Source organism: Imbroritus primus (assembly GCF_964332355.1).
Classification (GTDB): domain Bacteria; phylum Pseudomonadota; class Gammaproteobacteria; order Burkholderiales; family Burkholderiaceae; genus Imbroritus; species Imbroritus primus.
In genome coordinates, this window is record NZ_OZ201293.1 from 718,989 (window position 1) to 744,756 (window position 25,768).

21 protein-coding genes and 1 tRNA gene are annotated in these 25,768 nt (G+C 64.9%); 4 read left to right on the top strand and 18 right to left on the bottom strand.

The window, feature by feature from the left end; genetic code table 11:
* Window positions 1-28: 28 nt before the first annotated feature.
* The 8 genes from ACQ3C8_RS03245 to trmB form a co-directional block, all read right to left on the bottom strand.
* A complete protein-coding gene (locus tag ACQ3C8_RS03245) occupies window positions 29-712 on the bottom strand; it encodes a Fe2+-dependent dioxygenase (RefSeq protein WP_428852446.1) in 684 nt (227 codons plus the stop codon).
* A gap of 130 nt (window positions 713-842) precedes the next feature.
* On the bottom strand, window positions 843-3,074 hold the full coding sequence (locus ACQ3C8_RS03250) for a TonB-dependent receptor (RefSeq protein WP_428852447.1): 2,232 nt from the start codon (window positions 3,072-3,074) through the stop codon (window positions 843-845).
* Window positions 3,075-3,457: 383 nt separating this feature from the next.
* The gene (locus ACQ3C8_RS03255; protein ID WP_428852448.1) at window positions 3,458-5,089 is read right to left on the bottom strand and encodes a flavodoxin domain-containing protein; all 1,632 of its coding nucleotides are present in this window, start codon (window positions 5,087-5,089) and stop codon (window positions 3,458-3,460) included.
* Window positions 5,086-6,129, bottom strand: coding sequence for an FAD:protein FMN transferase (locus ACQ3C8_RS03260; RefSeq protein ID WP_428852449.1), 1,044 nt, complete (start codon window positions 6,127-6,129; stop codon window positions 5,086-5,088). Before ACQ3C8_RS03260 ends, ACQ3C8_RS03255 begins: the two co-directional genes overlap by 4 nt.
* A gap of 30 nt (window positions 6,130-6,159) precedes the next feature.
* Window positions 6,160-6,975: a DUF4198 domain-containing protein gene (locus ACQ3C8_RS03265; protein WP_428852450.1), complete on the bottom strand. Its 816-nt coding sequence runs from the start codon at window positions 6,973-6,975 to the stop codon at window positions 6,160-6,162.
* Between the two features lie 23 nt (window positions 6,976-6,998).
* Window positions 6,999-7,535, bottom strand: a complete 537-nt coding sequence (locus ACQ3C8_RS03270) for a DUF2271 domain-containing protein (RefSeq protein ID WP_428853021.1) — start codon at window positions 7,533-7,535, stop codon at window positions 6,999-7,001.
* Window positions 7,536-7,546: 11 nt separating this feature from the next.
* Entirely contained in the window at window positions 7,547-8,182 is a 636-nt protein-coding gene (locus tag ACQ3C8_RS03275) for a PepSY-associated TM helix domain-containing protein (protein WP_009521504.1), read from the bottom strand.
* A gap of 409 nt (window positions 8,183-8,591) precedes the next feature.
* Entirely contained in the window at window positions 8,592-9,380 is a 789-nt protein-coding gene (trmB, locus tag ACQ3C8_RS03280; RefSeq protein ID WP_428852451.1) for a tRNA (guanosine(46)-N7)-methyltransferase TrmB, read from the bottom strand.
* Window positions 9,381-9,572: 192 nt separating this feature from the next.
* Here trmB and ACQ3C8_RS03285 point away from each other — a divergent pair, with 192 nt between their 5' ends.
* Complete coding sequence (locus ACQ3C8_RS03285; RefSeq protein ID WP_009521506.1) at window positions 9,573-10,046, top strand: CreA family protein; 474 nt, start codon at window positions 9,573-9,575, stop codon at window positions 10,044-10,046.
* A gap of 37 nt (window positions 10,047-10,083) precedes the next feature.
* Here the strand turns inward: ACQ3C8_RS03285 and ACQ3C8_RS03290 are convergent, their stop codons facing one another.
* Entirely contained in the window at window positions 10,084-12,339 is a 2,256-nt protein-coding gene (locus ACQ3C8_RS03290) for a M12 family metallo-peptidase (protein WP_428852452.1), read from the bottom strand.
* Between the two features lie 626 nt (window positions 12,340-12,965).
* Between ACQ3C8_RS03290 and ACQ3C8_RS03295 the strand changes: the two genes are divergently transcribed.
* A complete protein-coding gene (locus ACQ3C8_RS03295) occupies window positions 12,966-13,229 on the top strand; it encodes a hypothetical protein (protein ID WP_009521508.1) in 264 nt (87 codons plus the stop codon).
* A gap of 91 nt (window positions 13,230-13,320) precedes the next feature.
* Here the strand turns inward: ACQ3C8_RS03295 and ACQ3C8_RS03300 are convergent.
* The 3 genes from ACQ3C8_RS03300 to ACQ3C8_RS03310 all read right to left on the bottom strand — a co-directional run bounded on the left by ACQ3C8_RS03300 (window position 13,321) and on the right by ACQ3C8_RS03310 (window position 16,476).
* Window positions 13,321-13,394, bottom strand: a tRNA-Gly gene (locus ACQ3C8_RS03300).
* A gap of 256 nt (window positions 13,395-13,650) precedes the next feature.
* Entirely contained in the window at window positions 13,651-14,889 is a 1,239-nt protein-coding gene (locus tag ACQ3C8_RS03305; protein ID WP_428852453.1) for an MFS transporter, read from the bottom strand.
* 105 nt (window positions 14,890-14,994) lie between these two features.
* A complete protein-coding gene (locus ACQ3C8_RS03310) occupies window positions 14,995-16,476 on the bottom strand; it encodes an NAD-dependent succinate-semialdehyde dehydrogenase (protein ID WP_428852454.1) in 1,482 nt (493 codons plus the stop codon).
* Between the two features lie 487 nt (window positions 16,477-16,963).
* Here ACQ3C8_RS03310 and ACQ3C8_RS03315 point away from each other — a divergent pair, with 487 nt between their 5' ends.
* Window positions 16,964-17,212, top strand: coding sequence for a hypothetical protein (locus ACQ3C8_RS03315; RefSeq protein WP_428852455.1), 249 nt, complete (start codon window positions 16,964-16,966; stop codon window positions 17,210-17,212).
* A gap of 33 nt (window positions 17,213-17,245) precedes the next feature.
* Here the strand turns inward: ACQ3C8_RS03315 and ubiD are convergent, their stop codons facing one another.
* Window positions 17,246-18,778: a 4-hydroxy-3-polyprenylbenzoate decarboxylase gene (gene ubiD, locus ACQ3C8_RS03320; RefSeq protein ID WP_428852456.1), complete on the bottom strand. Its 1,533-nt coding sequence runs from the start codon at window positions 18,776-18,778 to the stop codon at window positions 17,246-17,248.
* Between the two features lie 637 nt (window positions 18,779-19,415).
* On the opposite strand from ubiD, the gene ACQ3C8_RS03325 reads away from it, so the two are divergent.
* A complete protein-coding gene (locus ACQ3C8_RS03325; protein WP_428852457.1) occupies window positions 19,416-20,453 on the top strand; it encodes a transglycosylase SLT domain-containing protein in 1,038 nt (345 codons plus the stop codon).
* A 289-nt stretch (window positions 20,454-20,742) separates the two neighbouring features.
* Here ACQ3C8_RS03325 and ACQ3C8_RS03330 read toward each other — a convergent pair whose 3' ends face one another.
* From ACQ3C8_RS03330 to ACQ3C8_RS03350, 5 genes are all read right to left on the bottom strand, one after another.
* Window positions 20,743-21,936, bottom strand: coding sequence for a pyridoxal phosphate-dependent aminotransferase (locus ACQ3C8_RS03330; RefSeq protein WP_428852458.1), 1,194 nt, complete (start codon window positions 21,934-21,936; stop codon window positions 20,743-20,745).
* 160 nt (window positions 21,937-22,096) lie between these two features.
* On the bottom strand, window positions 22,097-22,597 hold the full coding sequence (gene nusB / locus ACQ3C8_RS03335; protein ID WP_428852459.1) for a transcription antitermination factor NusB: 501 nt from the start codon (window positions 22,595-22,597) through the stop codon (window positions 22,097-22,099).
* Window positions 22,584-23,093, bottom strand: a complete 510-nt coding sequence (gene ribH, locus ACQ3C8_RS03340) for a 6,7-dimethyl-8-ribityllumazine synthase (protein WP_009521884.1) — start codon at window positions 23,091-23,093, stop codon at window positions 22,584-22,586. Before ribH ends, nusB begins: the two co-directional genes overlap by 14 nt.
* Before the next feature lie 36 nt (window positions 23,094-23,129).
* Window positions 23,130-24,266, bottom strand: coding sequence for a bifunctional 3,4-dihydroxy-2-butanone-4-phosphate synthase/GTP cyclohydrolase II (gene ribBA / locus ACQ3C8_RS03345; protein ID WP_428852460.1), 1,137 nt, complete (start codon window positions 24,264-24,266; stop codon window positions 23,130-23,132).
* Between the two features lie 125 nt (window positions 24,267-24,391).
* Window positions 24,392-25,540, bottom strand: coding sequence for a diguanylate cyclase domain-containing protein (locus ACQ3C8_RS03350; protein WP_428852461.1), 1,149 nt, complete (start codon window positions 25,538-25,540; stop codon window positions 24,392-24,394).
* Window positions 25,541-25,768 lie beyond the last annotated feature (228 nt).

Below are 25,768 nucleotides of genomic sequence, written 5' to 3' on the forward strand. Positions count from 1 at the left end.
ACCGGGTTTCTTTCCGTGGCGAGCCGTTTCAGGACTCCGCCCAGCGGCGCATGAGGTTGTGATAGATGCCGGTCAGCGCGATCACCTGCGCATGGCCGTGGCCGTGCTCCATGACCAGCGCCTGGATCGACTGGTCGAGCTGGAACAGCAGCGTGCGCGCTTCACCGTCCCGCACCATGCTCTGGATCCAGAAGAACGATGCCACGCGTGCGCCGCGCGTTACCGGCGTGACGCGGTGCAGGCTGGTGGCCGGGTAGAGCACCATGTGGCCGGCCGGCAGCTTGATGCTCTGCGTGCCGTAGGTGTCCTCGATGATCAGTTCGCCACCGTCGTATTCGTCGGGTTCGGCGAGGAACAGCGTGGCGGAGAGATCGCTGCGTATACGGAAATTGGTGCCGCGCAGATGGCGGATGGCGTTGTCGACATGCACGCCAAAAGTCTGGCCGCTCGCATAGCGGTTGAACAGCGGCGGATAGACCTTGAGCGGCAGCGCGGCGGAGAAGAACAGTGCATTGGCGCCGAGTGCATCCTGGACCAGGTCGCCCAGCTGGCGCGCCAGTGGCGAGCCTTCCTGCAACTGCATATTGCGCTTGGCCAGCGCCGATTGTTCGCCCGAGGTCGCGTTGCCATCGATCCATTCCGCCTGGTCCATGGCCTGGCGAAACTGCGCGACCTGTTCCTTGGTCAGTACCTCGGGTATCTGGAGCAACATCGTGGTGATTCCTGAAACGCGGTGATTCAATGAAAACGCCTGTCCGGGTGCGGACAGGCGTCGAACTGCCAACGGACCGGACCTGAGAACCGCCTGGAGGCCGTCCGCAGATCACAGGTGCCAGCGCTGTTCAGAAGCGCCAGTTCGCCGTCACGATGGCTGACCGGCCTTCACCCAACGCGGCGTAATGGTTGCCATAGGCCTTGGTGTAGTAGGTCTTGTCTGTCAGGTTCTGCACATTCAGCTGCAGCGACAGGTTCTTGTTGACAGTATATGCGGCCATGGCGTCAAAACGCGTATACGACGGGATGTACAGCGTGTTCGCGGGGTTGCCATAGACTTTCGATACATAGAAGGCACCCGCGCCAAGCGTCAGCTTAGGCAGTAGCTGATAGGTCGTCCACAGGCTAAAGGCATCTTTCGGCGTATTCGGGAACCGGTTGCCGTCGTTGTTGGCGTTGGTACCGTAGGTGCCGTTGTTCTTCAGCTTGCTGTCCAGGCGGGTATAGCCGCCGAACACGCCCCACTTGTCGGTGATGTGGCCCGCGAAGCCGATCTCAAAGCCTTTGACTTCCTGCTTGCCGGCGAGGGCGTAGGTGTTTGCATCCACCTGCACGCGCGCATTGCTCTTCTTGATCTGGAAGATTGCACCGGTCAGCGACAGCTTGCCATCCAGCAGATCCCACTTGGTGCCCAGTTCGAGCGCACGGCTGCGTTCCGGATCGAGATCCTGGTTGGTGGCGCTGAGGTTGTCCGCGCCATCGCTCACGGTCTGGCCCGAGGGTGTCGAAGCGGTTGCGTAGTTCACGTACACGCTGCCGTTGGGCAACGGCTTGTACACCACGCCGGCCTGGTAGTTGAAGAAGCTGGAGTCGTTATGCAGTGAGGTAGCGGCGACGGTGGCGCCCGAGGCGTTCACATAGCGAGGCGTGTTGACCGAGGTGGAGTAGCTGTCATAGCGGACACCGAGGTTCAGCGACCACTGCTTGTTGAACTCCATGGTGTCGAAGGCGTAGACCGAGCGCGTGGTCGTTTTGGCCGCCGTGGTGTTGCCCAGCTTGCGGATGCTGCCAACCCACGGATCGTTCGGATTCGGGTTGAGCAGGCTCGTGCAGTTGAACGAGGTCGCTGGCTCGAGGCGGCAATCGCGGTTGCCGGTGGCAACGGTGTACGGGTCGTTGTCGGTTTCCTCACGCGAGAACTCCACGCCGGCGACGAAGTTATGCTTGACCGCGCCAGTGCTGAACTCGGCCATCACGTCAGTCTGGTTGACCAGCGTGGTATTCACCGAGTCGCGCGACTTGGTATTGCGCCAGACCATGCCGCGCGGGACGTTGCCTGCGCTGTCGTCCGGGTTGGTGACAATGTAGTCGTTGGTCGAACGGCCGTAGCGCGTGGTGTTGCGCAGCATCAGGCCATTGCCGAAGTCGTGCTGGATCTGGGCCGTGGCGATATCGACTTCGTTCTTCTGGAAGTCGCGGTTCTTCAGGCCGTAGAAGTTGTTGCGGTTGACGTCGGCCGGGCCGTCGGGATTGGCCTTGGTGCGGGCTGCACCGCTGTTACGGTAGGGAATGCTGTAGTCCGGCATGCCGTCGGACTGCATGTGGTAGTAACTGAGCGTGACGCGCGTCGGCGAGTTCAGGCCGAAAGTCACCGAGGGCGCGATGCCCCACTTGCTCAGGTCCACGGCATCGCGGCCCGGAATGTTCTGGTCATGCGCCATGGCGTTGATGCGGAACGCCACGTTGTCGTTGACGAGGTAGTTGCCGTCCACGGTGGCGCGCTTGTAGCTGTCCGTGCCGAGGGCCACCGAGCCGCTGGCGAAGGTTTCCTTGGTCGGCTGCTTGGTCACCAGGTTAATGGCGCCGCCGACCGAGCCGCGGCCGCCGAAGGCGGAGCTGGGGCCCTTGATGACTTCCACGCGTTCGATGTTGAACGACTCGCGGGTCTGCGAACCGGCGTCACGCACGCCGTCGGTGAAGATATCGGCCATCGAGTCGAAGCCGCGGATGAACGGCCGGTCGCCGATCGGGTTGCCGCCTTCGCCGGCGCCGAAGGTGATGCCCGGCGTGGTGCGCAGTGCTTCCTGCAGCGTGCTGGCGCCGGTCTGGCGAATCACTTCGGAAGGAATCACGGTGACCGATTTCGGCGTGTCGAGCAGCGGCGCGGTGAACTTGGGCGAGGTGGCGTCCTCGACCTTGTAGCTGTCGCGCGTGCCTTGCACGGTAACGGCTTCGAGTTGCACCGGCGCGGCGCTGGCGGAAGCGGCCGGGGCAGCCTGGGTGGTTTGGGCAGTGGCGCTATGCGCGGCCATGGCCGCCAGCGCGCCGCACAGGGCGGCGGCCAGCGGACTCAGTCGCATCGACGAGTGGTGACTACGGTTCACTAGAAAAACTCCCTTTAGGTTGTGGCGGCGGAGGGCAGGGGCTCAGTCCACCCGGCCGGCGACGTGCTAAGCGTCCGTGGCCGCACAGCTCCGCGCGGACCCTATCGTAGTCCAATGAAAACACTAAGGCAAATGGAAATCATTCGCATTTAATAAAATTCCAGAGGGCGAATGGGGAATGTTGCGTGGGCGCATCACCTGACACGCAGGCCGTCTGAGGCGATAGCCCGGCTGGGGCGCCGCATGCCAGGCCGATTTGTCCGTGTCCGCAATGGTCCCCGCAATGGTCCCCGCAGTGGCGGCCGCATACTGGCAGGGCGTGATCCGTACGTGCCGCCAGCCTCCGGCCGGTGAACAGATCAGTACACGTCGCGGCGGTAACGGCCGGTATCCGCCAGCGTCTCGACGGTTGCAGTGCCCAGGGCGTCGTGCAGGGCGTGGTCCACGCCGCTGGCCATGCCCTGCAGGCTGCCGCAGACATAGATGGCGGCGCCTGCCGCGACCCAGGCGCGCAAGTCCGCGGCGGCGGCCTGCACGCAGTCCTGCACGTAGCGGTGACCGCCGGTATCGCGGGAGAAGGCGAGGTCGACACGCTGCAGGACGCCCTGCGCCTGCCATGCCTGCAGTTCTTCGGCGAAGAACTGGTCGTGCGCCGCCGTCCGTTCGCCGAACAACAGCCAGTTACGATGGTGCCCGGCCAAGGCGCGCGCCTTCAGGTGCGCACGCAGGCCGGCAAGCCCTGTGCCGTTACCGATCAGGATCAGGGGGCGGTCGTCCGGCGGCGTATGGAAGTTGCGATTGGTGCGGATGCGCAGCGCGATTTCCGACCCTGGTGCCGCATGCTGCGTCAGCCAGCCGGAACCGACGCCGGGCGTGCCGTCCGGATAGGCCATGCGGCGCACCAGCAGCTCCAGTTGCCCGTCTGCGGGCAGCGAGGCAATCGAGTATTCGCGGTGCGGCAGCCGGGCGAGTTGTTCCGCCAGTGCCTGTGCCGGGATGGCGCGCAGTGTCGTGCATGTATCTGCTGCTGGGAGTTGGCAGCGTGCCAGCAGGTCGGCAAGGCGCAAGGTCTGGCCATCGGCCGTCACCGTTGCGTCGCCGTCCGCGCCGAGCGCCAGCAATGTCTCTGTTACGGCATGTGGCGCGTTGCACGGGCCGATCTCGGCGATATCGCCCGCCTGCCAGTCGAGCGTACCGTCCAGCGGCTTGAGTACGATATGAAACGCTGGCGCACCCGGGCTCCCGGCATTCAGCAAGGTTCGCCCGGCCAGATGCCAGCGCGCATAGTGAGGCGTACTCCAGTCCTGCATCGACGCTTGCCCGGTGAGCACGCCGAGCTGGTGCTGCCAGTGGCGTAGTGCGCCGGTATCGCCGTTGTCGACTTCGATGATGTCGAACAATGGCTGTGCATGTTGGTGGCGCAGCCAGCGGTCAAGTGCATGACCGAACCCGCAGTAGTCGCTGTAGCTGCGGTCGCCCAGGGCGAGCACGCCATAGTCGAGATGCGCGAGATACGGTAGCGGCGGGCTGCTCGCCATCAGGTGACGGACGAAGCCGCTGGCGTTATCCGGCGCGTCGCCTTCGCCGGTCGTGCTGGCGATGAAGAGCGCGCGGGGCGTCTGCGCGAGCGTCTCGGCATCGAGACGCGAGAGCGGCAGCAGGCGCACGGATGTACCGGCTGCGCGCAGCGCCTCGGCCGTCTGCTCGGCATAGCGCTCGGCTTGGCCGGTTTGGCTGGCGTAGGCCACGATGGTGGCGCCGGCTTCACCGCGCATCGCGGCTTCCAGCGCGCGTTGTGCGCGCCGGTGACGCAGCCATGTCGTGCCGGCAAAGGCTAGCCAGAGCAGCGTGATGAGTCCGGCGACAGCGCTGCGCGCCGTGGGTGTCCCAAGCCATTGCGGCTGGGCCAGCAAGGCAACGGACAGGACCAGCACAACGATCAGGAGTAGCCGCGGAATGGTGAACAGGCGGGCGGGTTGGGCGGCAGTCATGTGAGCATGTCGGTGAAGGCCGATGAGCAGGATTCGCGCATGCCCGTGGGGGTAAGGTACAGCATGCGTGCGGCGAGCCCGCACCGCTCCGCGTAGGCCGGCGCGGCGTCCGGTCCGAGTACGGTCAGCAGCGTCGCCAGTGCGTCGGCCACCATGCACGAGGCGTGCAGGACGGTGACCGATGCTGTGTGCTGCACCGGATAGCCGGTGCGCGGGTCGAGCGTATGCGCGTAGCGCACGCCGTCATGTTCGAAATAGCGGCGGTAGTCACCGGATGTTGCTACCGACAGGCCGTGCAGTGCGACAACATCAACAGGCGCATCCCGCGTGTCGGGTGCGGTGGATGATGTCGTACATGCATCGTGCGGCGGACGTTCGAGTTCCACCCACCACGGCATACCGTCGGGCTTTGCCCCGAGGCCACGCAACTCGCCGCCGACTTCCAGCAGGTAGCTGCGCACGCCTGCCCGTTCGAGCGCCTGCGCAGCATGATCGACGCCGAAGCCCTTGGCGATGGAAGAAAAATCGAGCGCGAGGCCGCCTGGCTGTTGTACACGGCGTGTGGCGTGATCGAGTGTGATGCGCTGCCAGCCGCATGTGGCGCGCGCCCGACGGATGGCCGCCCCGGATGGCGGGGCGGTGACCGGCGCCTGTGCTCCGCGTGGCCCGAAGCCCCACAGGTCGACCAGCGTGCCGATGGTCGGATCGTACGCACCGGCACTGTCGCGTGCGATGGCGATGGCACAGTCGAGCACGGTGAAAAACGCTTCCGGCAGCACCTGCCATGTGCCCGGGAGGGCGCGATTGAAGCGGCCCAGGTCGGAGCCGGCTTCCCAGTGGCTCATCTGCGCCACGACGTCATCCAGTGCGGACTGGATGACGTGATGGAGTTCAGGCAGCCGTGCCGCATCGGTGACCAGACGGGCGCTCCAGCTGGTACCCATGGTCGCGCCGTGCAGCGACTGGACTGTACCGTCCGGCACTGCGGCCGGCGGCAGGTCCAGCGGTACCAGGACGCGGCGGGATGCAGTGGGCATCATGGGCGGACCTGGTTGCAGTTGCCGATATGCTTACTGCGGCAGCACTTCGAACGTCGCAGCGTAGCTGGCACGGCGTTCCTTGGCTTGCGGCAGGGCGGTCTTGTTATCGCGTACGTCGGCCTCGATGAACCACATGCCGGGCTGCGTCCACTTCACCGAGAACTTGCCTTCGGCATTGGTCTTGAGCGTCATGTCGTTCAGCTTGTCGCGATAGCGCACGCCCGCGGGCACCACGCTCACGTCGAGGTTGGCAGCGGGCTTGCCGTCCAGCAGCATCTGGAAGGTTGCGGCATCGCCGACGAACAGGTCGTTCGGGTGCGTCACCGGAGCCAGTTCCAGGCCGCTGCCGGTGGGCTTGAGCACCGTGGTGGTGGGTTTGCCGGCCGTCACGAAGGTTTCGATACGACCCTGCGACTGGGTGACGCGCAGGTCTTCGGCATTGGCCGGCACTTCCCTGGCGAAGCTTTCCGCCGTGCCGCGCCAGCGCTTGGTCTGACCGTTTTCCTTGTAGCTGGCCATCAGGCCGTTATTGACCACGGCCATCTTGTACGTGCCTGGCTTGGCGAGTTGCACGTCGAAGGTGCTGCGGTAGCGGCCGGTGCTGGTGTTCTCGGCCCTGGCCGGCGTGCCATCCGGGGCGGTCACCGCCAGATTCTCGAGGCGCAGCGGATGGTGTTCGAAGTAGAACAGGTCGTTGGAGATCGCGCCGTCTACTGTCACCCAGGCATTGTTGCCCGAGATCACGGTCGCCGACGGCAGCATCCAGGCGCGGTGCGCATGGGCGGACAGCGGCAGGGCGGCGGCAAAGGAAGCGGCAAGCACGAGTGCGGTCAGTTTCGTTTTCATGATGGAACTCCTCTGCTGGATCGTTATGGTTTGAGGTCGAGCGTGATCGTGCCGAGCTCGTGCTCGCCTTTCACTTTCTGGTTCTGGGCGGACTTGGGCGGCCATTCGAAGGGCACCTTCACGAGTTCGCGGCCGCCGACTTCACGTGCAGCTTCGACCACCAGCTGGTATTTGCCAGCCGGCAGCTTGCCGAGCGGTGCCTTGCCATCGCTGAAACTCAGGCTGTGCTCGCCGACCGGGCGCGTCGCGCCACTCACGCCGTCGAGCGGCATCTGCTGTTCGCGGCCGCTCTTGCGCCACCACTGGCGCATGTCCTTCAGCCACTTGGTGCCTTCGTTGTCCTTGAGCTTGGTGTCGTACCACACGGCCAGGTTGGCAGCCACGCTCTGGTCCGGGCGCTCGACCCAGATCGCGACGTACGGGCGGTGGTATTCGGCGACGTTGAGCCGCGGGATCTCGACCTTGACATTCATGTCCGCGGCGCTTGCCGGGCCGGCGGCGATGCCGGTGAGCAGGCCGGGCAGGGCAGCGGGAAGCCATGCGTGCTTATTGAACCTCATCATGAACCTCTTCAGTGAATAAACAGGATGGCCAGCACGAGCGGAGCCGCCAGCCCCAGCGCCACCAAAGGCCAGGTGGCAGGCCGCTTGCCGGCGTGGAAGTGCAGCAGGAACAGGCCGGTGATACAGAACACCAGGCAGGCGACGGCAAAGATGTCGATGAACCAGCTCCAGGCCGTGCCCGTGTTGCGGCCCTTGTGCAGGTCGTTCAGGTAGGAGATCCAGCCGCGCCGAGTGATCTCGTGCGTCACCTCGCCGCTCTCGCGGTCGATCGACAGCCAGGCGTCGCCGCCAGGACGTGGCAGCGACAGGTAGATTTCGTCGCCGGACCACTCGGCATCGCGACCGTCCGCGCTAACCGCCATCTGCCGGGTCAGCCAGTCATCTAGCGCAGCAGGCAGTGGGGCCTTGGCGTCCTTGCCGTCGTTGTGCAGGCCTTCGAGTTGGGTCAGCAGCGCTGGTGGCAGCGTGTTGCGCACGGTTTCAACGGCGGGTTTGGCCTCGATCTGCGCGGCATGGTTGAGGGTGATGCCGGTGGCGGCGAACAGCAGCATGCCGATCAGGCAGATCGCGGAACTGATCCAGTGCCATTGGTGCAGGTGCTTGAGCCAGAACGACCGGCTGGCAGGATTCGGTGTGGTAGCCATCAACCCGTGTGGTGCTAAGGTGCCTGAAAAAACGCTGAAGCCTGCACCGCAGGATCGGCTGGCGGGCACAATGACCCGGGCCCGCTTGCGCGCGTGCCTCGAAACAGAATCGCGAGGAAGTCAAAACGAAGCCGCACCATACAGTCGCGGCGAACGGCTGCCGAATCCAGCCGTGAGCGGACTCAGGCCGGAAAGGCGATGATTATGATAACCGTTCTCATTATTGATTGCAATGCGACGGATTGTCGCAAGGGGAGCGGCTATTGGCGGACGCTGGGTTTGCCGCGATCCATTTCAGGGAGCCGTGTCACCGGCATGTGCGTACTGCCGGGCCACGCTTTGCCAACCCCGTGGCAGTCGATCCCCCGTTCGACGCAACCGGGCGAGCGCCCGGTTGCCAGTGTCAGGCTCAGGCCACGCGCTTGCGGAACACCAGGTCCCACACGCCATGCCCCAGCCGCAGGCCGCGGTTCTCGAACTTGGTGACGGGGCGGTAGTCCGGGCGCGGCGCGTAACCGGCGGCGGTATTCTCGAGCGTGGGTTCGGCGCTCAGGACTTCGAGCATCTGGACCGCGTAGTCTTCCCAGTCCGTGGCGCAATGCAGGTAGCCCCCGGGCCGCAGGCGCGCCGCGAGGCGGCTGACGAACGGCGTCTGGATGAGGCGACGCTTGTTGTGCTTCTTCTTGTGCCAGGGATCCGGGAAAAAGATATGGATGCCGTCGAGCGTACCCGGCGGCAGCATGTGGTCGATGACTTCGACCGCATCGTGCGAAATGATGCGGAGGTTGGTCAACTCCTGTTCGCCGATGCGCTTGAGCAGGGCGCCGACGCCCGGCTCGTGGACTTCCACGCCAAGAAAATCATCAGCGGGACGGATCGTGGCGATATGCGCTGTCGTCTCGCCCATGCCGAAGCCGATTTCCAGGATGCGCGGCGCACCGCTGCGACCGAAGGCGGCTTCCCAGTCCAGCGGCGCTTCGGCATAGGGCAGCTGGAAGCGCGGGCCGAGCGTGTCGCGTGCGCGTTGCTGGGCCACGGAGGTGCGGCCAGCGCGCCGCACAAAGGAGCGGATGCGGCGATGCTGTGTCGTGTCCGGCTGGGCGGCATCCGCCGGGCTGCGGCGCGCGTCGGCTTCGCCGCCGGGCGTGGCAGGGTGATCCTGGGATGGCGGCGCGTCGGGATGATCGGAAGAATGCATGGCAATCGGGCGTGCGAAGCAGCGTGTCAGGGCTGGCGCGGACAATCGCGTCCTTGAGGGCAGCCCGGATGGATCCGGGACCACTGGCAGGACGCATGGCGCGCAGGCAATCGAATGAGGCCGGATTGTACCAGCCGGAGGCCGGCGAATTCCGCTACCATGGGCGACCGTCCAACTTCGCCTCATGCTGCCATGAAACGCCTGATGCTCCTGCCGCTTGCTGCCTGTACCCTGCTGAGCGCCTGCTCGCGCGCCGAAGAGATCGGCAGCGTCAACACCAACTGGCGGCTGACCGGATCGGATCGCGTGGTGATCGAGGCCTATGACGATCCGCTGGTCGAAGGTGTGACCTGCTATGTGTCGCGTGCACGGACCGGCGGCATCAAGGGTGCGGTGGGCCTGGCCGAGGATCCGAACGAGGCGTCGATCGCCTGCCGCCAGGTGGGCGAACTACGTTTTCGCGAGCCCCTGCGGCAGCAGCAGGAAGTGTTCACCGAACGCATGTCGGTCATCTTCAAGGCCCTGCACGTGGTGCGCACCGTCGATGCCCGGCGCAATACCCTCGTCTATCTCACCTATTCCGATCGCATCATTTCCGGCTCGGCGCAAAATGCGGTGACCGCGGTGCCGGTACCGCGGTCGACCGTCATTCCCGTCGCCAAGTGATCGTGGCCGGCAGGCTATGCTGCCGACCCGTCGACGCTCAGATGCCTGCTGTCCTGCTCTGGCTGCCCTGATGCAGGGCAAGGCCATCGGTCAGGCTCCACATCCAGCTGCCCCCGGCTTCCTGCGGGGCATTCAGCGTGACCTGGACGCCGGTCAGGTTGACCGCCACCGCCGTGCGCACGCCGCGCGCCGACAGATGCACGAGTGACAGCCGGTATTGCGGATCCCAGCGCACGGTGATGCGTCCGGCGCTCTCTTGCAGCATGGCCGTGGGCGCGGTACTGGCGGTATCGCCCGTCTGCGGCCAGGATCGGACGACGGAGCCGTCGCGCACCAGGGCGACGCTGGCGATCTGCATGGCTGCCGGCAGATGCACTGACGCAGTGAGCGCCTGGGCATCGCCATCGGACACACTGCGCAGCGTCGGCACAAACCATTGTGTGCTGCCGTCGGCAAGGCCGATGCGGATCCACAGGCTTTGGCTGACGCCACTGCGCAGGGCGTCGGCCACAGGCTGGGCCGCGAGCGTATCCACCGTGTGGTCGAGCGTGCTGTGCAGGCTGACATTGCCGCTTGCGGGGTCGCCACTGATTTCCAGCAATCGCAGCGGGGCCACCACGGCCTGCAGCGTGCTGTCCGAACGAAGCCCAGCGAGCGCGCCCGCCGTGGGCAAGCGGATGGCGCGCAGCTCGGCGTCACGCTGCACGCCATAGGCGCTGTAGTCGGAGAACCACTTGGGCGCCGAGTACGACATGACGTCATACCACTGCGAGCCGGGCAATGCCGCCGGACTATTCTGGAACAGGCTCAGGCCGGCGTATGTGCCAAGCCGCCCATTGGCGTACGGATAGCTGCTGTCCTCGAAGGTATGCGTGCGGCCGAAGTTGTGCGCGACTTCATGGGCAATCAGTTCGGTGATCAACGCAGCGTCAGCACCGCCAAACAGGCCCGCTGTGCTGGTATTGGTCGGCCAGGTGTGGAAGCCGGTGGCGGTGGTGCCGCCCACATAGGCCAGCCCGGCATTGCGGGGCTCGGGTTGGACACCGAAGTAAAACTCGTAACTCTGCGCACCCTCTTGTGCACGCAGCGCCGTCAGGTCGAACAGGTCCTTCTGGCTGAACGCATCGCTGCTGCCGGAGAAAGTGACGGGCGCATGCGCGACGACCTCGATGCGCGAGACGGGGAACATCGCGGACAGTACCGCCTGCACGCGGTTCGGGTTGGGCAGCGGGGCCGGTGCGCCACCCGGCCGGGCGATCGGCACCAAGTGCAGTCGAAAGCTGGTCCCCGGGGCGACTGGCGGCTGGAAGGACACCGACTGTGTCAGGTTGCTGGCAGAATCCTCCGCGACAATGCGCACGGTGCGGATATTGGCGACCTGATCGGGCGGGATCACGGCAAAGTAGTTGTTCTCCATCGCATTGTCGGCGCCCGGCACATCGGGAAACGCATCGTCGCCCTGCAGCGGATAGGTGGCAAAGCGGGTGCCCAGCGTGTCCAGCAGTTCGACGCGGGCACTGGCGCGCGATACCGACACGCCGTATGGGCGGCTGATACGCGCCATGACCATTGCCGTCTTGCCGGGGATCAGGCGCAGCATAGGGCTCGCGGCCGGCAGCAGATTGACCTGGCCGATCATCGGGTCGATGCGCAATCCCGGGGCCAGTCCTGCATTGAAGTCGAGCGTCGGCCCATTCAGCGCGAAGCCGCTGGCGGTGCGGAGTTCTACCCGGTAGCTGGCGCTTTGCGTGGCGTTGATGGCGATCACGACGCCACGTGCGGAACGCCGCAGGATCGGAATGTCCATGCCGCCCCAGCGGACCTGTGTCGCACGATCCAGGCATGCCCCGCTCAACTCCACCGCCATGCCCGGCGATGCCGTAGCGCTTGACAGACGGTCGATGCCGATGGGGCACCAGGCGAATGTGCTGTTCGACAGCTTCATGGCCTGTCCGTCACCCCCGTAGCCCACGACGTTGACCGGCTGGTTTTCTGCCAGCGTCAGGCGCGGCATAGTGACGCGCAGCACGGTCTCGCCATTGGCATCGCGACGTTTCTCGGGAGACAGGCGGATGCCGGCGATGTCGAGCAGTGCAATCGGCTCGAGGCCGGCGCCGCGGATCTCCAGCATCTCGCCGGCCTGCGGCGCGGTCGTGGAAAACCGCACCTGACCACTCAGATCGTGAAGGTTGCCTGCCTCGCCCGAGAGGCTCGCGGATGATCCGCTACCGCTGCCACCGCTGCCACCGCCGCCACCGCCGCCGCATGCCATGACTGCAGCCGCGGCTGCCAATGCCAGCGCCCATGAAAGATGGCGTTTCGAAGTGTTTCGAATGCTCGTCCGCACGATTCTCTCCCGTGACCCCTGGCGTCTGCCATGCGCACATGCGCATGGCCGCCGGGAAGCCTGTGGCGGCGTAGCGAGACACCTATGCCGGCTTCTATGGCCGGATGCGCCCCTCTCGCTGAATCGTTGGTGTGCGGCTACCGCACTGCCACAGACCTATGCATGGTGGAAGGCCGATGGCGCAGATGCCACTGAAGAAAATTTCTGTCTGAGTTAACGAATTTAACTTTTGATGACAAATTCACCATATTGCACTGGCCGCGTGGGAAATTTTGCAATTTGCAATACAAATCGTAAGTTCTACGCGGCATGCCAGATGACTTCGTATCACCCATGTGCTGCGTCGATGGCTGCGCAAGAATGTGAATTTATTTAACAATCCGTTGCGATCTTGCACTTGTTCACAGTGTGCTCAGGCCATGCGTGGAAGCAGGGGAATGTTTATTGCTGTATCACGTACCTGCCGCCGTTCGATGCGGAGATGTGGAACTACCCCGCATCAATCATCACTCACCGGCAGGCACGCCGCTCGGCGCGCCGTTCACGCAAATTGACCGGCATCAGGTAGCGGCATGAAGAAAAAAAGCATTGCTTTACTGGTGGGCGCCGCGCTGCTCGTCATCGGCGGCACGTTTGGCCATCAGCGCGTCACAGCGTTTTTCTGGAAGGCGGAGAATGCAACCGTGCGCCTGCCCGGCTGTGCCTCGAACGACTGCATCGAGCACGGCACGATCCGCATGAATCCCTGGAATGGCATGTATTACCTCACGACCGCCGAAGGCAAGGTCTACGAGCTGGGCGAGGGTGCGACCGCGATGATCCAGGGCGCGCCCTGAGGCTGGCTGGGTAGCTGGGGGCAACGACCAACGACGGAAGGGGGGCGACGCTCCAGGACGGTCCGGAAAGCGCCAAGGCGGCGAAGGAAACTGGAGCGGGTGAAGGGAATCGAACCCTCGTATGAAGCTTGGGAAGCTGCCGTTCTACCATTGAACTACACCCGCATTGCGGCAACTGCTTGAAGGCTTGGTGCGCATTCGCATTCAGCCCCATATTCAGCTGCGTGGCGCGTATTCTAGCGCAGGCGGCCGGGGTTGGGCAGCCTGCCGGTGCAATCTTCCGCGCAATTCCCGGTTCGGCCGCGTGTAAGCGTGCCACCAGGTTCGTGAGTCAGGCGGGGATCATCCGCTTTCGAACCGTTTCATGGCCCAGTGGTCATCGCACCGCAATGGTCACACCGTGGTCGCGCCGCGCAGCGGATCATGCAGGCGCTGCTGCCAGCGGTGGATCCTGACGCCGCCATGCCGAGCAGAGCTGCGCGATGCCGGCAATCAGCCCGAGCGTCACGCCGGTTTTCCAAGCCACGTTGTATGACCCAAGCAGATCATAGACAAGCCCGCCGCCATAGGCGCCGATGAAGCTGCCAAGCTGGTGGCTGAGGAAGGCCACGCCCTGGAGCATCGGCTGCCAGCGCAGGCCGAACATGTCCGAGATCGCGCCGGCGATCAATGGCACCACGCCAAACCACAAGAAACCGATGATGGCAGCAAACAGGAGGGTGCTGGCCGGCGTGGCTGGCAGCACGAAATAGGCGGCGAGCGTGAGCGAACGCAGGATATAGATTTTGCCGAGCAGCGCCCGCTTGTTCCAGCGTCCGCCCGCCCAACCATAGAACAGGCTGCCCAGCATGTTGAAGCCGCCGATCAGGCCCAGCGCCTGGGCGCTCAGCATGGGGTCCATGCCGCAGATTTCGAGATAGGACGGCAGGTGCGTGGTCAGAAAGACCAGCTGCATGCCGCACACTGAGTACGATCCCGCCATGATCAGGAAAGGTCCGTGCCGCAGCGCACGCCGGATGATCTCGCCGCCGTTCTGCCCCTCGCCGAGCAGGCCATTGCCCGCCAACGGCGCGATGGGTAGCCGGTCCACCTTCCCTGCCAGCCACACGGCCGGCAGCAGGCCGCCTGCCAGGACGGCGAAGCCAAGGATGCCAATGCGCCAGTCGAATCCCTGGATCAATAGCTGACCAATGGGAGCCGCGACCATCGCGCCCAGGGAGCCCGCCGCCGATACCATGCCCAGCGCCAGGCTGCGGTGGGCACCGCTGACCGCGCGCGAGGCGACGGCCATCGAGATCGAACTGGCGAGGCAAGCCAGTGCAATGCCGATACAGATCCCGGCGCCGAGCATGATCATCAGGAATCCATTGGCCCAGAACATCAGCAGCAAACCAAGGATATAAGTGAGGGCGCCCGTCAGCATGATGGGGCGGAAGCCAAGGCGCGCAACCAGTGCTCCGGTGAACGGCTGCACCACGCCCCACGCGACGTTCTGGATGGCCACCGCAAGTGTCATGTCGGCAATCGACAGTCCGAGATCGCGCGTCACCGGCGGGACAAAGATGCCGAGACTCTGGCGCAGCCCCATGCTCAGGCTGAGCATCAGGCTCGCGCCGATCAGGATGGGAACGGCCGTGCGCAGCGAGGCGGGAGAGGGCATGGGTTCAGTGTGTTGTGAGAGCGCCGACGCAGGCCAGGCCGGCAGTTGGCGGCAAGCCTCCGGTACCGCCGGCCTGCCGGGCAGCGGTACCGACGCGCGCCGGCTTCAGATGCCGCCCATGCAGAGATATTTCATTTCGAGATATTCGTCGATGCCGTAGACCGAACCCTCGCGCCCCAGCCCGGACTGCTTCACGCCGCCGAACGGTGCGACTTCATTGGAGATCAGGCCGGTGTTGATGCCCACCATGCCGTATTCCAGCTGTTCCGCCACGCGCCAGATGCGCCCGATGTCGCGGCTGTAGAAATACGATGCCAGGCCGAATTCGGTGTCGTTGGCGAGGCGCACCACTTCCGCTTCGTCATGGAACTTGAACACGGCCGCTACCGGCCCGAAGGTCTCCTCCCGGGCAATCAGCATGGCAGGTGTGGCGTTGCCCAGCACGGTAGGGGCAATGAAGCGGTCCGTGCCCAGCCCGGTGATCTCGCTGCCGCCGGTCAGCAGGGTGGCACCCTTGGCCTGCGCATCGGCGATGTGCTGTTTCACCTTGGCGACCGCCTGGTCGTCGATCAGCGGGCCCTGGCTGACGCCGGTGTCGAAGCCGTTGCCCACCGTGATTTCCGCCGCCTTGGCGGCGAGCTTGCGGACGAATTCGTCGTAGATGTCGGCGTGCGCGTAGAAGCGGTTGGTGCAGACGCAGGTCTGGCCCGCATTGCGGTACTTCGACGCGATTGCGCCTTCCACTGCCGCATCGATATCGGCGTCGTCGAACACGATGAACGGCGCATGGCCGCCAAGTTCCAGCGCGACCTTCTTGACGGTCGGCGCGCATTGTTCCATGAGGATGCGACCTACTGGGGTCGAGCCGGTGAACGACAGGTGGCGCACCACCGGCGATTCGCACAGCGCCTTGCCGATGGCGATCGAGCGCTCGCTGTCGCCGGTCACGATATTGATCACGCCTTTCGGGATGCCGGCGCGATGCGCGAGCTCGGCTAGTGCCAGCGCCGAGAGTGGCGTCTGCTCGGCCGGCTTGACCACGATGGTGCAGCCGGCCGCCATGGCCGGCGCGACCTTGCGGGTAATCATCGCGATCGGGAAATTCCACGGCGTGATCGAAGCGCACACGCCGATCGGCTGTTTGAGCACCACCATGCGCTTGTCGCTCCAGGTGCTCGACATGACATCGCCGCTGACGCGTTTGGCTTCTTCCGCAAACCATTCGATGAACGATGCGCCGTAGGCGACTTCGCCCTTGGCTTCGGGCAGCGGCTTGCCCTGTTCGGCGGTCATGATGATCGCGAGGTCGTCAGTGGCCGCCGTAATGAGATCGAACCAGCGGCGCATCAGGTTGGCGCGTTCTTTGCCCGTCTTGGCCCGCCAGGCAGGCAGCGCGGCCTCGGCTGCGGCGATGGCCTGTGCGGTTTCGGCCTGGCCGAGATTGGCGACCTGCGCCAGCACCTGGTTGGTTGCCGGGTCGTGGACGGCAAAGGTAGCGCCATCGGCCGCAGAGGCCCAGGTACCGTCAATATACGACTGGCTCTTCAGCAGGGCGGGTTCAGACAGGCGGGAAAGCGCGGACGACATGGAGAACTCCGGGTGGGGGATTGGCAATATTCGGCAAGAATACTCCAAAGCACGCGAGTCTTCAGGGCACACCTGGACCAGCTCCCCGGGCAGGCCGATCCGTTTGCAGTCACGGGGATATGCAGGAAATCGGCAGTCATGTCGTTAGATGCGACAAACATGAATGTCTGGTGGTATGAAAACCCGGCCTCCACATGAATGCTTTTGTAAGATCGGGCCACATTTTCTTGACCACGCGGCAAATGTCGCGGCCGCCAAAATGGCGAAAGCGGCTCCCGGTATGTCCGCGAACTTGTCTGTGGAGAGTCCTATCGGCGGATGCATTTCGAGAAACCGGCCAGCCAGCCAAACCGGTCCCGATGTCAGCGTGCGGGAGCAAGGTTCCCGCAGAGGATCGTCAGGCGCACAAGCGGCGCCAAATGCTCGTCGCCGGGCCGACGCACTCACGGCAACGCATGATCCGCCTGCAAGCGCACCGTGCCCGCCAGTGTCGCTGATCGCGTCAGGGATGCACACGGCTGCGCTGGCGATGATGGACCATCTGATCGCGTGCGGCCGGACCGGCGCGACCCTGGGCGAACTGGCAGCCTGTGCGGACCGGGACCTGGTGCAGGCACAGGCGGTGCTGCAAGCCGTGCTCCTGGGTCGACAGATTGCCGAAGTACGCGACGGCCGGTTCTATATCAGGCTGGCCCGGCCGCGGTCGCAGACCTCGATGACCGGGCGCGGATGCTAACCGAAGTCGCAGCCGCGCTGTGCCGCCCTCGGCTCAGCGCGGCGCTGCCCCATCAAACAGGTTCTCCCACAAGGCATCCACGCGCTCGCGCACCGCGCTGTCCATCTCGATCACCCGCCCCCATTCGCGCGTCGTCTCGCCCGGCCATTTGTTGGTGGCGTCGATCCCCATTTTCGAACCGAGGCCGGAGACCGGCGAGGCGAAATCGAGATAGTCGATCGGCGTGTTTTCCACCATCACCGTGTCGCGCGCCGGATCGACGCGCGTGGTGATGGCCCAGATCACTTCCTTCCAGTCACGAATGTTGACGTCCTCGTCCACTACCACGATGAACTTGGTATACATGAACTGCCGCAGGAAGCTCCACACGCCGAACATCACGCGCTTGGCATGGCCGGCGTACTGCTTCTTCATCTGCACCACCGCCATGCGGTAGCTGCAGCCTTCGGGCGGAAGGTAGAAATCGGTGATTTCCGGAAACTGCTTTTGCAGCAGCGGCACGAACACTTCGTTGAGCGCCACGCCGAGCACGGCGGGTTCGTCCGGCGGCTTGCCGGTATACGTCGAGTGATAGATCGGGTCGCGGCGCATGGTGATGCGCTCGATGGTGAACACCGGGAACCAGTCCTGCTCGTTGTAGTAGCCGGTATGGTCGCCGTATGGGCCTTCCAGCGCATGCTCGTAGCCGCTGCGGTGGCTGGCGTCCGGCAGGATGTGGCCCTCGAGCACGATTTCGGCGCGTGCCGGCACCTGCAGGTGCGACAGGGAAGGCGTCAGGCACTTCGCCAGCTCGGTCCGTCCGCCGCGCAGCAGGCCGGCGAACTGATATTCCGACAGGGTATCGGGCACTGGCGTCACGGCACCGAGGATGGTCGCCGGATCCGCACCGAGTGCCACGGCCACGGGATAGGGTTGGCCGGGATTAGCCAGCGCGTGCTCGCGGAAATCGAGCGCACCGCCGCGGTGGGCGAGCCAGCGCATGATCACCTTGTTGCGGCCAATCACCTGCTGGCGGTAGATGCCGAGGTTCTGCCGCTTCTTGTGCGGGCCCTTGGTGATGGTCAGTCCCCAGGTGATCAGCGGCGCCACGTCGCCGGGCCAGCAGGTCTGTATCGGCAACCGGGCAAGGTCGACATCGTTGCCTTCCCAGACGATCTCCTGGCAAGGCGGTGACGAGACCGACTTCGGCGCCATGTCCCACACCGCCTTCACCAGCCCGAGCAGCTTGCCCGCCTCGCGCAGCCCGCGCGGTGGCTCGGGTTCCTTCAGCGCGCTCAGGACCCGGCCGATGTCGCGCAGCGCTTCCATCGATTCCGCGCCCATGCCAAGGGCCACGCGGCGAGGCGTGCCGAACAGATTGCCGAGCACGGGCATGCTGTGGGATTGGCTGGGGGGGCGGCCTTCTTCAACCACGTTCTCGAACAACGCGGCTGGACCGCCAGCGCGCAGCAGGCGGTCGCAGATCTCGGTCATTTCGAGGCGCGGCGAGACGGGCTGGCGCACGCGCCGCAATTCGCCGGTGCGTTCGAGTTGGGCGATGAAATCGCGTAAGTCCTTGTATTGCATCGAAATTTGCAAAAAGTGAGCGGGGTGCCGCATGCGTTTGCAGCATGTGCGTTCCCGTGATTGTGCCTGAAGCCGTGCCAAATCCCTTTTTTACACCTCGTCACACCTTGGTTGGCGATGTCTTGGAAAAGTGGGCGGAATTGCAGAAGCCGAGGCGTAGTCAGGCCGAACGGGGCAACAGCAGGCTCAAGGAGGCTGTTCTTTAGATAAAAATAGAATGTTTATGAGATTCTTTATGCTTGACTCGATATAAAAGCCTTACTTAAAATCCGGTTCACTGATTTGAATGGTGCGCTGCAACATAAATGTTGGCAGCAAACGCCCGGCCTTCACAGTGAGCTTTCGCGACCAATTCTCCGTATCGGCGCGCTGGCTCATCGCTCTGGAAGGCTGCCTGCCCGGGACACTGCGTGTCAGTACCTGGCCAGGTTTGCGCATTTGACGTGCGTGGCCACACCGTGGCCGCGCCTGATCGGGGCACACGGGGAATGCCCCCCACCGACACCGTCGGCAACGACGGGTGTCCTTACTTGGCAGCGAGCTGCCGGTTGATGGAAGCCATTGCGGGACGCTCCCGCAGGAAGCAATCGCAGGATGTCACTGCGTCATCCGGCCGGAGGCCCGTGTGGAGGTAAGTATGGACGGTTGGAAAACCCTTCATTCCAATGCAGTCGGCAAGCTGCGCGAGCGGTTTGCCACCCACCCCTTGGCACATCGCGCAAAGCGCGGCAGCCAGGTGGTGTTGAGCGGGACAGGCGTGCTGGCCATCGTGGCTGCGGTGCTGCTGACCCTGAATACCGACTGGCGCGCTGCTGTCGCCGATCACCTCGTGTCTGGCGCATCGTCCGCAGCGCCGGTACCTGGCGATGCCATGGATAACGCATCGACGGCTACCCAGCCTGTCAGCCATCCCGAAGCGGGTGCGTTGGCGGGCGTGCGCAAGGCGACCGCCAGCTATGCCGCGGACGCCTGGAATGCCTTGCATGCGGTGCCGTCGGTTGCGCATCTCGCCGACCGGATTCCACTGCAGCGCGTGGCTGCCGAAGCCCGCAGCTCCGGCGCGCTCGCGTCCGGCGAACAGCGCCAGGCGGTGGCGAGCTATATCGCCCGCAAGTTCCGCGTGGCGCATGACGCGACACTGCAACTGGTGAAAGCGGCCTATGTCACCGGCAAGGAAGTCGGCGTCGACCCGATGCTGCTGCTGGCCGTGATGGCCATCGAGTCGAGCTTTAATCCCTATGCCGAGAGCGGCATGGGGGCGCAGGGACTCATGCAGGTCATGACGCGCGTGCATCAGGATAAGTACGAGGCAGTCGGCGGCGTCAAGGCGGCGCTCAATCCCTATGCCAATATCAAGATCGGCGCGCTGGTCCTGAAGGACTGCATCGCCCGCGCCGGCTCGCTGGAAGGCGGCCTGAAGTATTACGTCGGTGCAACCACGGCCACCGATGGCGGCTACGGCGCCAAGGTGCTGGCAGAACGTGCGCGGCTGCGCCAGGCCGCAGGCATTGCAGCCCCATCCGCCCCGATCGCCCCGGCACAGCAAATGCATGAGGCGAAGCTCACGCCGGTATCGGCCGACGCGGCGGATGCCAAGGCCGACGCCGTGCGCATCGAATCCCGTGTCACGCCCGCCACGGCTCCGGTCATGGCTGCGGCCAGCGGCAAGGCCTGACGCCCGCCGTTTACCCTGGTCATGTGCGCACGTTGCGCCCATCTGCCACAAGATTCGCCTGCAAGATGTAAAAGAGCGGGACCGATCAGTCGATCGATCCCGCTTTTTTCATGGGCGCTTCATTCGCAGTATTTCATTTGCGACGTTGCATCCGTGTCATGCGCCGGCGCTGGAGCGCGGCTGTATCACGGCCGGGGTATTCACGCGCGAGCGCACGCCGAGGGATTGGTATCTGTGATGGTTGCCGGCCTTGGCCATCGTGAACAGGGGCGCCAGCCAGAGGTTGCTGCTACCCGTGCGTTTTCCCGAGCAGGGCCGCGAGCCGTTCCATCGCCAGCGCGATATTCGCCTGCGAGGTAGCGTAGGACACGCGCACATGGCTGTGTGCCGTGCTCGGGCCGAAATCCATGCCGGGCACGATCACCACGCCAGCATCCTGCAGCATGGCCTGGGTGAGGCGGTCAGCATCGCCGGCGGCGGGGTGGGCGACATTGCGGCAATCCGCGTAGACATAGAACGCACCATCCGGTTCGACCGGAATCTCGAACCCCAGGTCCTTCAAGGCCGGTACCACCAGGGCCCGACGCTGGCGGAACTCGGCTTTGCGCGCTTCGTAGATGGCCAGTGCCTCCTCGGAGAAGCAGGCCACCGCGGCATGCTGCGAGACCGCCGAAGGGCAGATGAACAGGTTCTGCGCCACCTTCTCGAAAGCGTCTACCAGCGACGGCGGCACCACCAGCCAGCCAAGGCGCCAGCCCGTCATGTTGAAGTACTTCGAGAAGCTGTTGACGGTGACGACATCGTCGCCATAGCTCAGCCCTGACACCGGGGTGGCGTCATAGCTCAGGCCCTGGTAGATCTCGTCGACGATCGTGAAGCCGCCACGCGCGCGGACCGCCTGCACGATGCGCTCCAGTTCGTCGGGCAGGATCGACGTGCCCGTCGGATTGGATGGCGACGCCAGGAGCACGCCGCGTGTCCGCGTTCCCCAATGCTGCTCGACCTGGCTGGCCGACAGCTGGAAACGCTGTGCCGGTCCCGACGGGATCATCACCGCACGGCCATCGAAAGCCGCCACGAAATGGCGGTTGCATGGGTAGCTCGGGTCCGGCATCAGCACTTCGTCGCCCATGTCTACCAGCACTGCGCACGCCAGTAGCAGCGCTGCCGAGGCGCCGGCGGTGACGATGATCCGCTCCGGCGCAACCGATAACCCGTAGTACGACGCGTAATACCCGGCGATGGCTTCACGTAGCGCGGGGATGCCGGTCGCGCCGGTGTACTGGGTCATGCCTTGCCGGAGGGCTTCCGTGGCGGCGCGCAGTACCGGTTCCGGCGCGGTGAAGTCGGGTTCACCGATGCCCATGTGGACGATATGGCGACCCTCGCGTTCAAGCGCCGCAGCCTGCTTGGCCAGTTCCATGACGTGGAATGGGGCGATGTGGGCCAGGCGGGCTGCGGTGCGAAGGCGGTCGGCGGACATGGTAAAAGCGCGAAAAGGGTGGACAAGCGTGTGGAATGGCGGCGAATCGCTGTAGATGACGGCGAATCAGGTGGTTACGCGTCGAGCGACGACAACCGGGTGGCAAGGCAGGCCCTCACCGGGTGAGCACACCCGGCCAGCCGGCCGGGCGTCTCATCGCTCAGCGGCGGCCGGCGATTTCCGTCGCGCGCAGTTGCGCGGCGACCTTGTCGAGCACGCCGTTGACGTACTTGTAGCCATCCATGCCGCCAAAGGTCTTGGTCAGTTCGACAGCTTCGTTGATGACAACGCGATACGGAATATCGATGCAATGTGTCAGTTCGTAGGTGCCGACCAGCAGCGCGGCGCGCTCAACCGGCGACAGCTCGGTCACGGGGCGGTCCAGGAAGGGCTGGACGCACGCGGTCAGCGTGGCTTCCTCGCGGATCGCGCCATGCAGCAGGGCATCGAAATGCGCCTTGTCCGCCTTGTTGAAGCCCTGTGCATCGCGCAGGTGCGCTTCCACCACACCGGCATCGGTACGGTTCAGCAGCCATTCGTACAGGCCCTGCAGCGCCAGTTCGCGCGAGCGGCGACGCGCGCTCTTGGGTGGCGCCTTGGCGGTGGCCTTGTCGGCGGGTTTGTCAGCCGGAGCGGCCGGCGTCTGATCAGTCGTCGCCATCCTCGTCCTCATCATCTTCATCGTCGGCGCTGCGCAGGCCGTCCATGGCCGACACCAGGTTGGCCATTTCCACGGCGGCACGGGCGCAGTCGCGGCCCTTCTCGGCGGCGCGCACTTCGGCCTGTTCATCCGTGTCGGTGGTCAGGATGCCGTTGGCGATGGGCAAGTTGAAATCCAGGCCCACGCGGGTGATGCCAGCGGCCGACTCATTCGAGACCAGCTCGAAATGGTAGGTTTCGCCGCGAATGACGGCGCCCAGCGCGATCAAGGCATCGAACTGGCCGCTTTCGGCGAGCTTCTGCAGGGCCAGTGGCGCTTCCAGCGCGCCCGGCACGGTGACCAGCAGGGTGTCTTCGCTCTCGATGCCGAGGCGTTCCAGTTCCTGGATGCAGGCGTCGCGCAGCGCTTCGCACACGGGTTCGTTGAAGCGCGCTTGCACGATACCGATGCGCAGGCCTTCGCCGTCGAAGTTGGGTGAATAGAATCCGTAGTCCATGATCTTGACCTCGTTGGTGGCTCCGCGAGAAGCCGGTTATTCGTGAGCGGCGGTGGCGCCGGCAACGGAAGGGCCGCCCGGCATCGCCTCGTAGCCGGTGATTTCCAGGTTGAAGCCTGCCATGCTTGGCATGCGCTGCGGCGACGCCAGGATGCGCATCTTGCCGACGTTGAGATCGCGCAGGATCTGTGCGCCGATACCGTAGGTCCGCAGGTCGTGCTTGCGGCGCGGCCGTTCCTGGGGCGGGGGGCAGAACTGGGCCTGCAGGGCTTCCGGAGAGTCGCCGCTGCAGTTCAGCATGACCATCACGCCCGGCCCTTGCGCCTCGCCGATGGCTGCCAGTGCAGCCGGCACGGTCCATGAATGTCCACCCTGTGCGTGGTCGAGCATATCGAGCACCGTCAGCGGCTCATGCACGCGTACCAGCGTTTCGGTATCAGGCCCGGGGGTGCCGCGCACCAGCGCCAGGTGCACCTTGCCGCTTGGTCCGTCGCGGTACAGGTGGCTGTCGAACGTACCGAACGGGGTGTGCATGAGGCGCGAGCCAATGCGCTCGACCATGCTCTCGGTCCGGCTGCGGTAGTGGATGAGGTCGGCAATCGTGCCGATCTTGATATTGTGTTCGCGGCCGAATTCGATCAGGTCTGGCAGGCGGGCCATCTCGCCGTCGTCCTTCATCACCTCGCAGATCACCGCCGCAGGCTCGAAGCCCGCCATGCCGGCCAGGTCGCAGCCGGCCTCGGTGTGGCCTGCGCGCATCAGGACGCCGCCCGGCTGGGCCATCAGGGGGAAGATGTGGCCCGGCATGACGATATCGCTCGGCTTGGCGTCGGCGGCCACGGCAGCCAGCACGGTCCGTGCGCGGTCGGCCGCGGAAATGCCTGTCGTCACGCCCTCCGCTGCTTCGATGGACACAGTAAATGCGGTGCCATGGGGCGCGCCATTGCGGCTGACCATCAGCGGCAGGTCGAGCTGCGCGCAGCGCTCGCTCGACAGCGTCAGGCAGATCAGGCCGCGGCCGTACTTGGCCATGAAGTTGATCGCTTCGGGAGTAACGGCATCCGCCGCAAGGACCAGGTCGCCCTCGTTTTCACGGTCTTCTTCGTCAACCAGGATAACCATGCGCCCGGCGCGCATGTCGGCAATGATCTCTTCGATGGTGGCTATGGTCATGATGATGCGGGGGGCGGAATGCCGGTCAGTGAATCGTGCTGAGGAACGCTATTGTACGCCAAGCGGGGCCTGCCAGACCGGTGTCCGGGGCGGCGAAATGCGGTTTCCGGCGCCCCGGGGGGCGCTCAGCTGGCCTCGGCGAAATGAAAACGTCCTTTGCCACGGCTTTTGGCGATGTACAGGGCCTGGTCGGCCGCTTCGAGGATCGTGTCCGGGGTTTGTCCCTGCGGCTCGATGTGGGCGATGCCGATACTGCTGCCGATCCTGACCTGGAGACCGTTCGGCAGGGTGTAGGGCATCTGGATGACGCGCAGCAGGCGCTGCGCCAGCAGTTGCAGGTCATTGCGCTCCGCCTCGCCGACCAGCAGGACAAATTCGTCTCCTCCGATGCGGAACGCCTGCGTTGGAGCGCGCAGCACCCCGCGGATGCGCTCGGCCACCAGTTTAAGCACCTCGTCGCCGCTGCCGTGGCCGTGCATGTCGTTGATATGCTTGAACCCATCCAGGTCGAGATAGAACACCGCAAGCCGCTGATGCGTCTCGCGCAGCCGGGCTGTCATGCGCTGGATCTCATGCAGCAGGCTGGCTCGGTTCGGCAGGCCGGTGAGCGGGTCGTGGCGGGCGCGGTGGTCGCTCTCGCGTTCCGATTCCATGGTCGCGATCAGCATCGCGTTCATCCGGAACGCGGCCGAGGTCATGCTGATGACATAGACCGGCAATTGGATCAGGGTCAACATGAACAGGGGCTCGCCCGCTGCGATCGCTCCCGCCACGCAAGGGCCGAGAACCAGCAGGATCATCACGCCGGTCATGCGCGGGGCGGCAAAGTTGCGGAAGCACAGCCCGCCCACCATAGCTGCAGCCGACAGGCAGGCCAACGCGGCGGCCAGCCAGCTGCCGCTGGTGATGCTGAGGTAGGTGCCGGTGCCGATGCTGCCGGCCCACGCCAGGCCCAGCACCAGATGCCAGTCCGTCGGCGTGCGGCGGCCGGCACGCGCCATGCGGCGCGAAGCCACGAGCAGCATGATACGGGAGGTACAGATCAGGATTTCCAGCGCTGCCCACATATAGAAGGGCGGGCGCTGCAGGTAGCTGGCAATCAGGACGGCCACCAGCACGGTATTGATGACGCCGCCCACGAATACAGACAGGGAGCCGAACAGATTGCTGACGAGCGCCTGCCGGATCTCCGGTGTGACCGGTCGGCCGGGATCGACCAGCCACTGGGTCAAGCGCCAGCGTGGAAGGGAGAACACCTCGGTTGAATTTGCCATAGGCGGAAGGCGGTCGAGTTGTCTTGCAAAGCCCCTGCAGGCCAGAACATGCTCCAGGGGCCAACCAGGCCCCCGGCGAACCACTACCCGTTGGCAAATACTGCATCCGGGATGTCTGGCCACGGCGGTGTGGCGCAGGACATCGTTGCGTCAGGCATGTGCGGTCGCCGACGCGTTTCTCCTATAGTAGCTGCTGCCGAGCCCGGATGGGAAGCCGGGCTCGGCCAA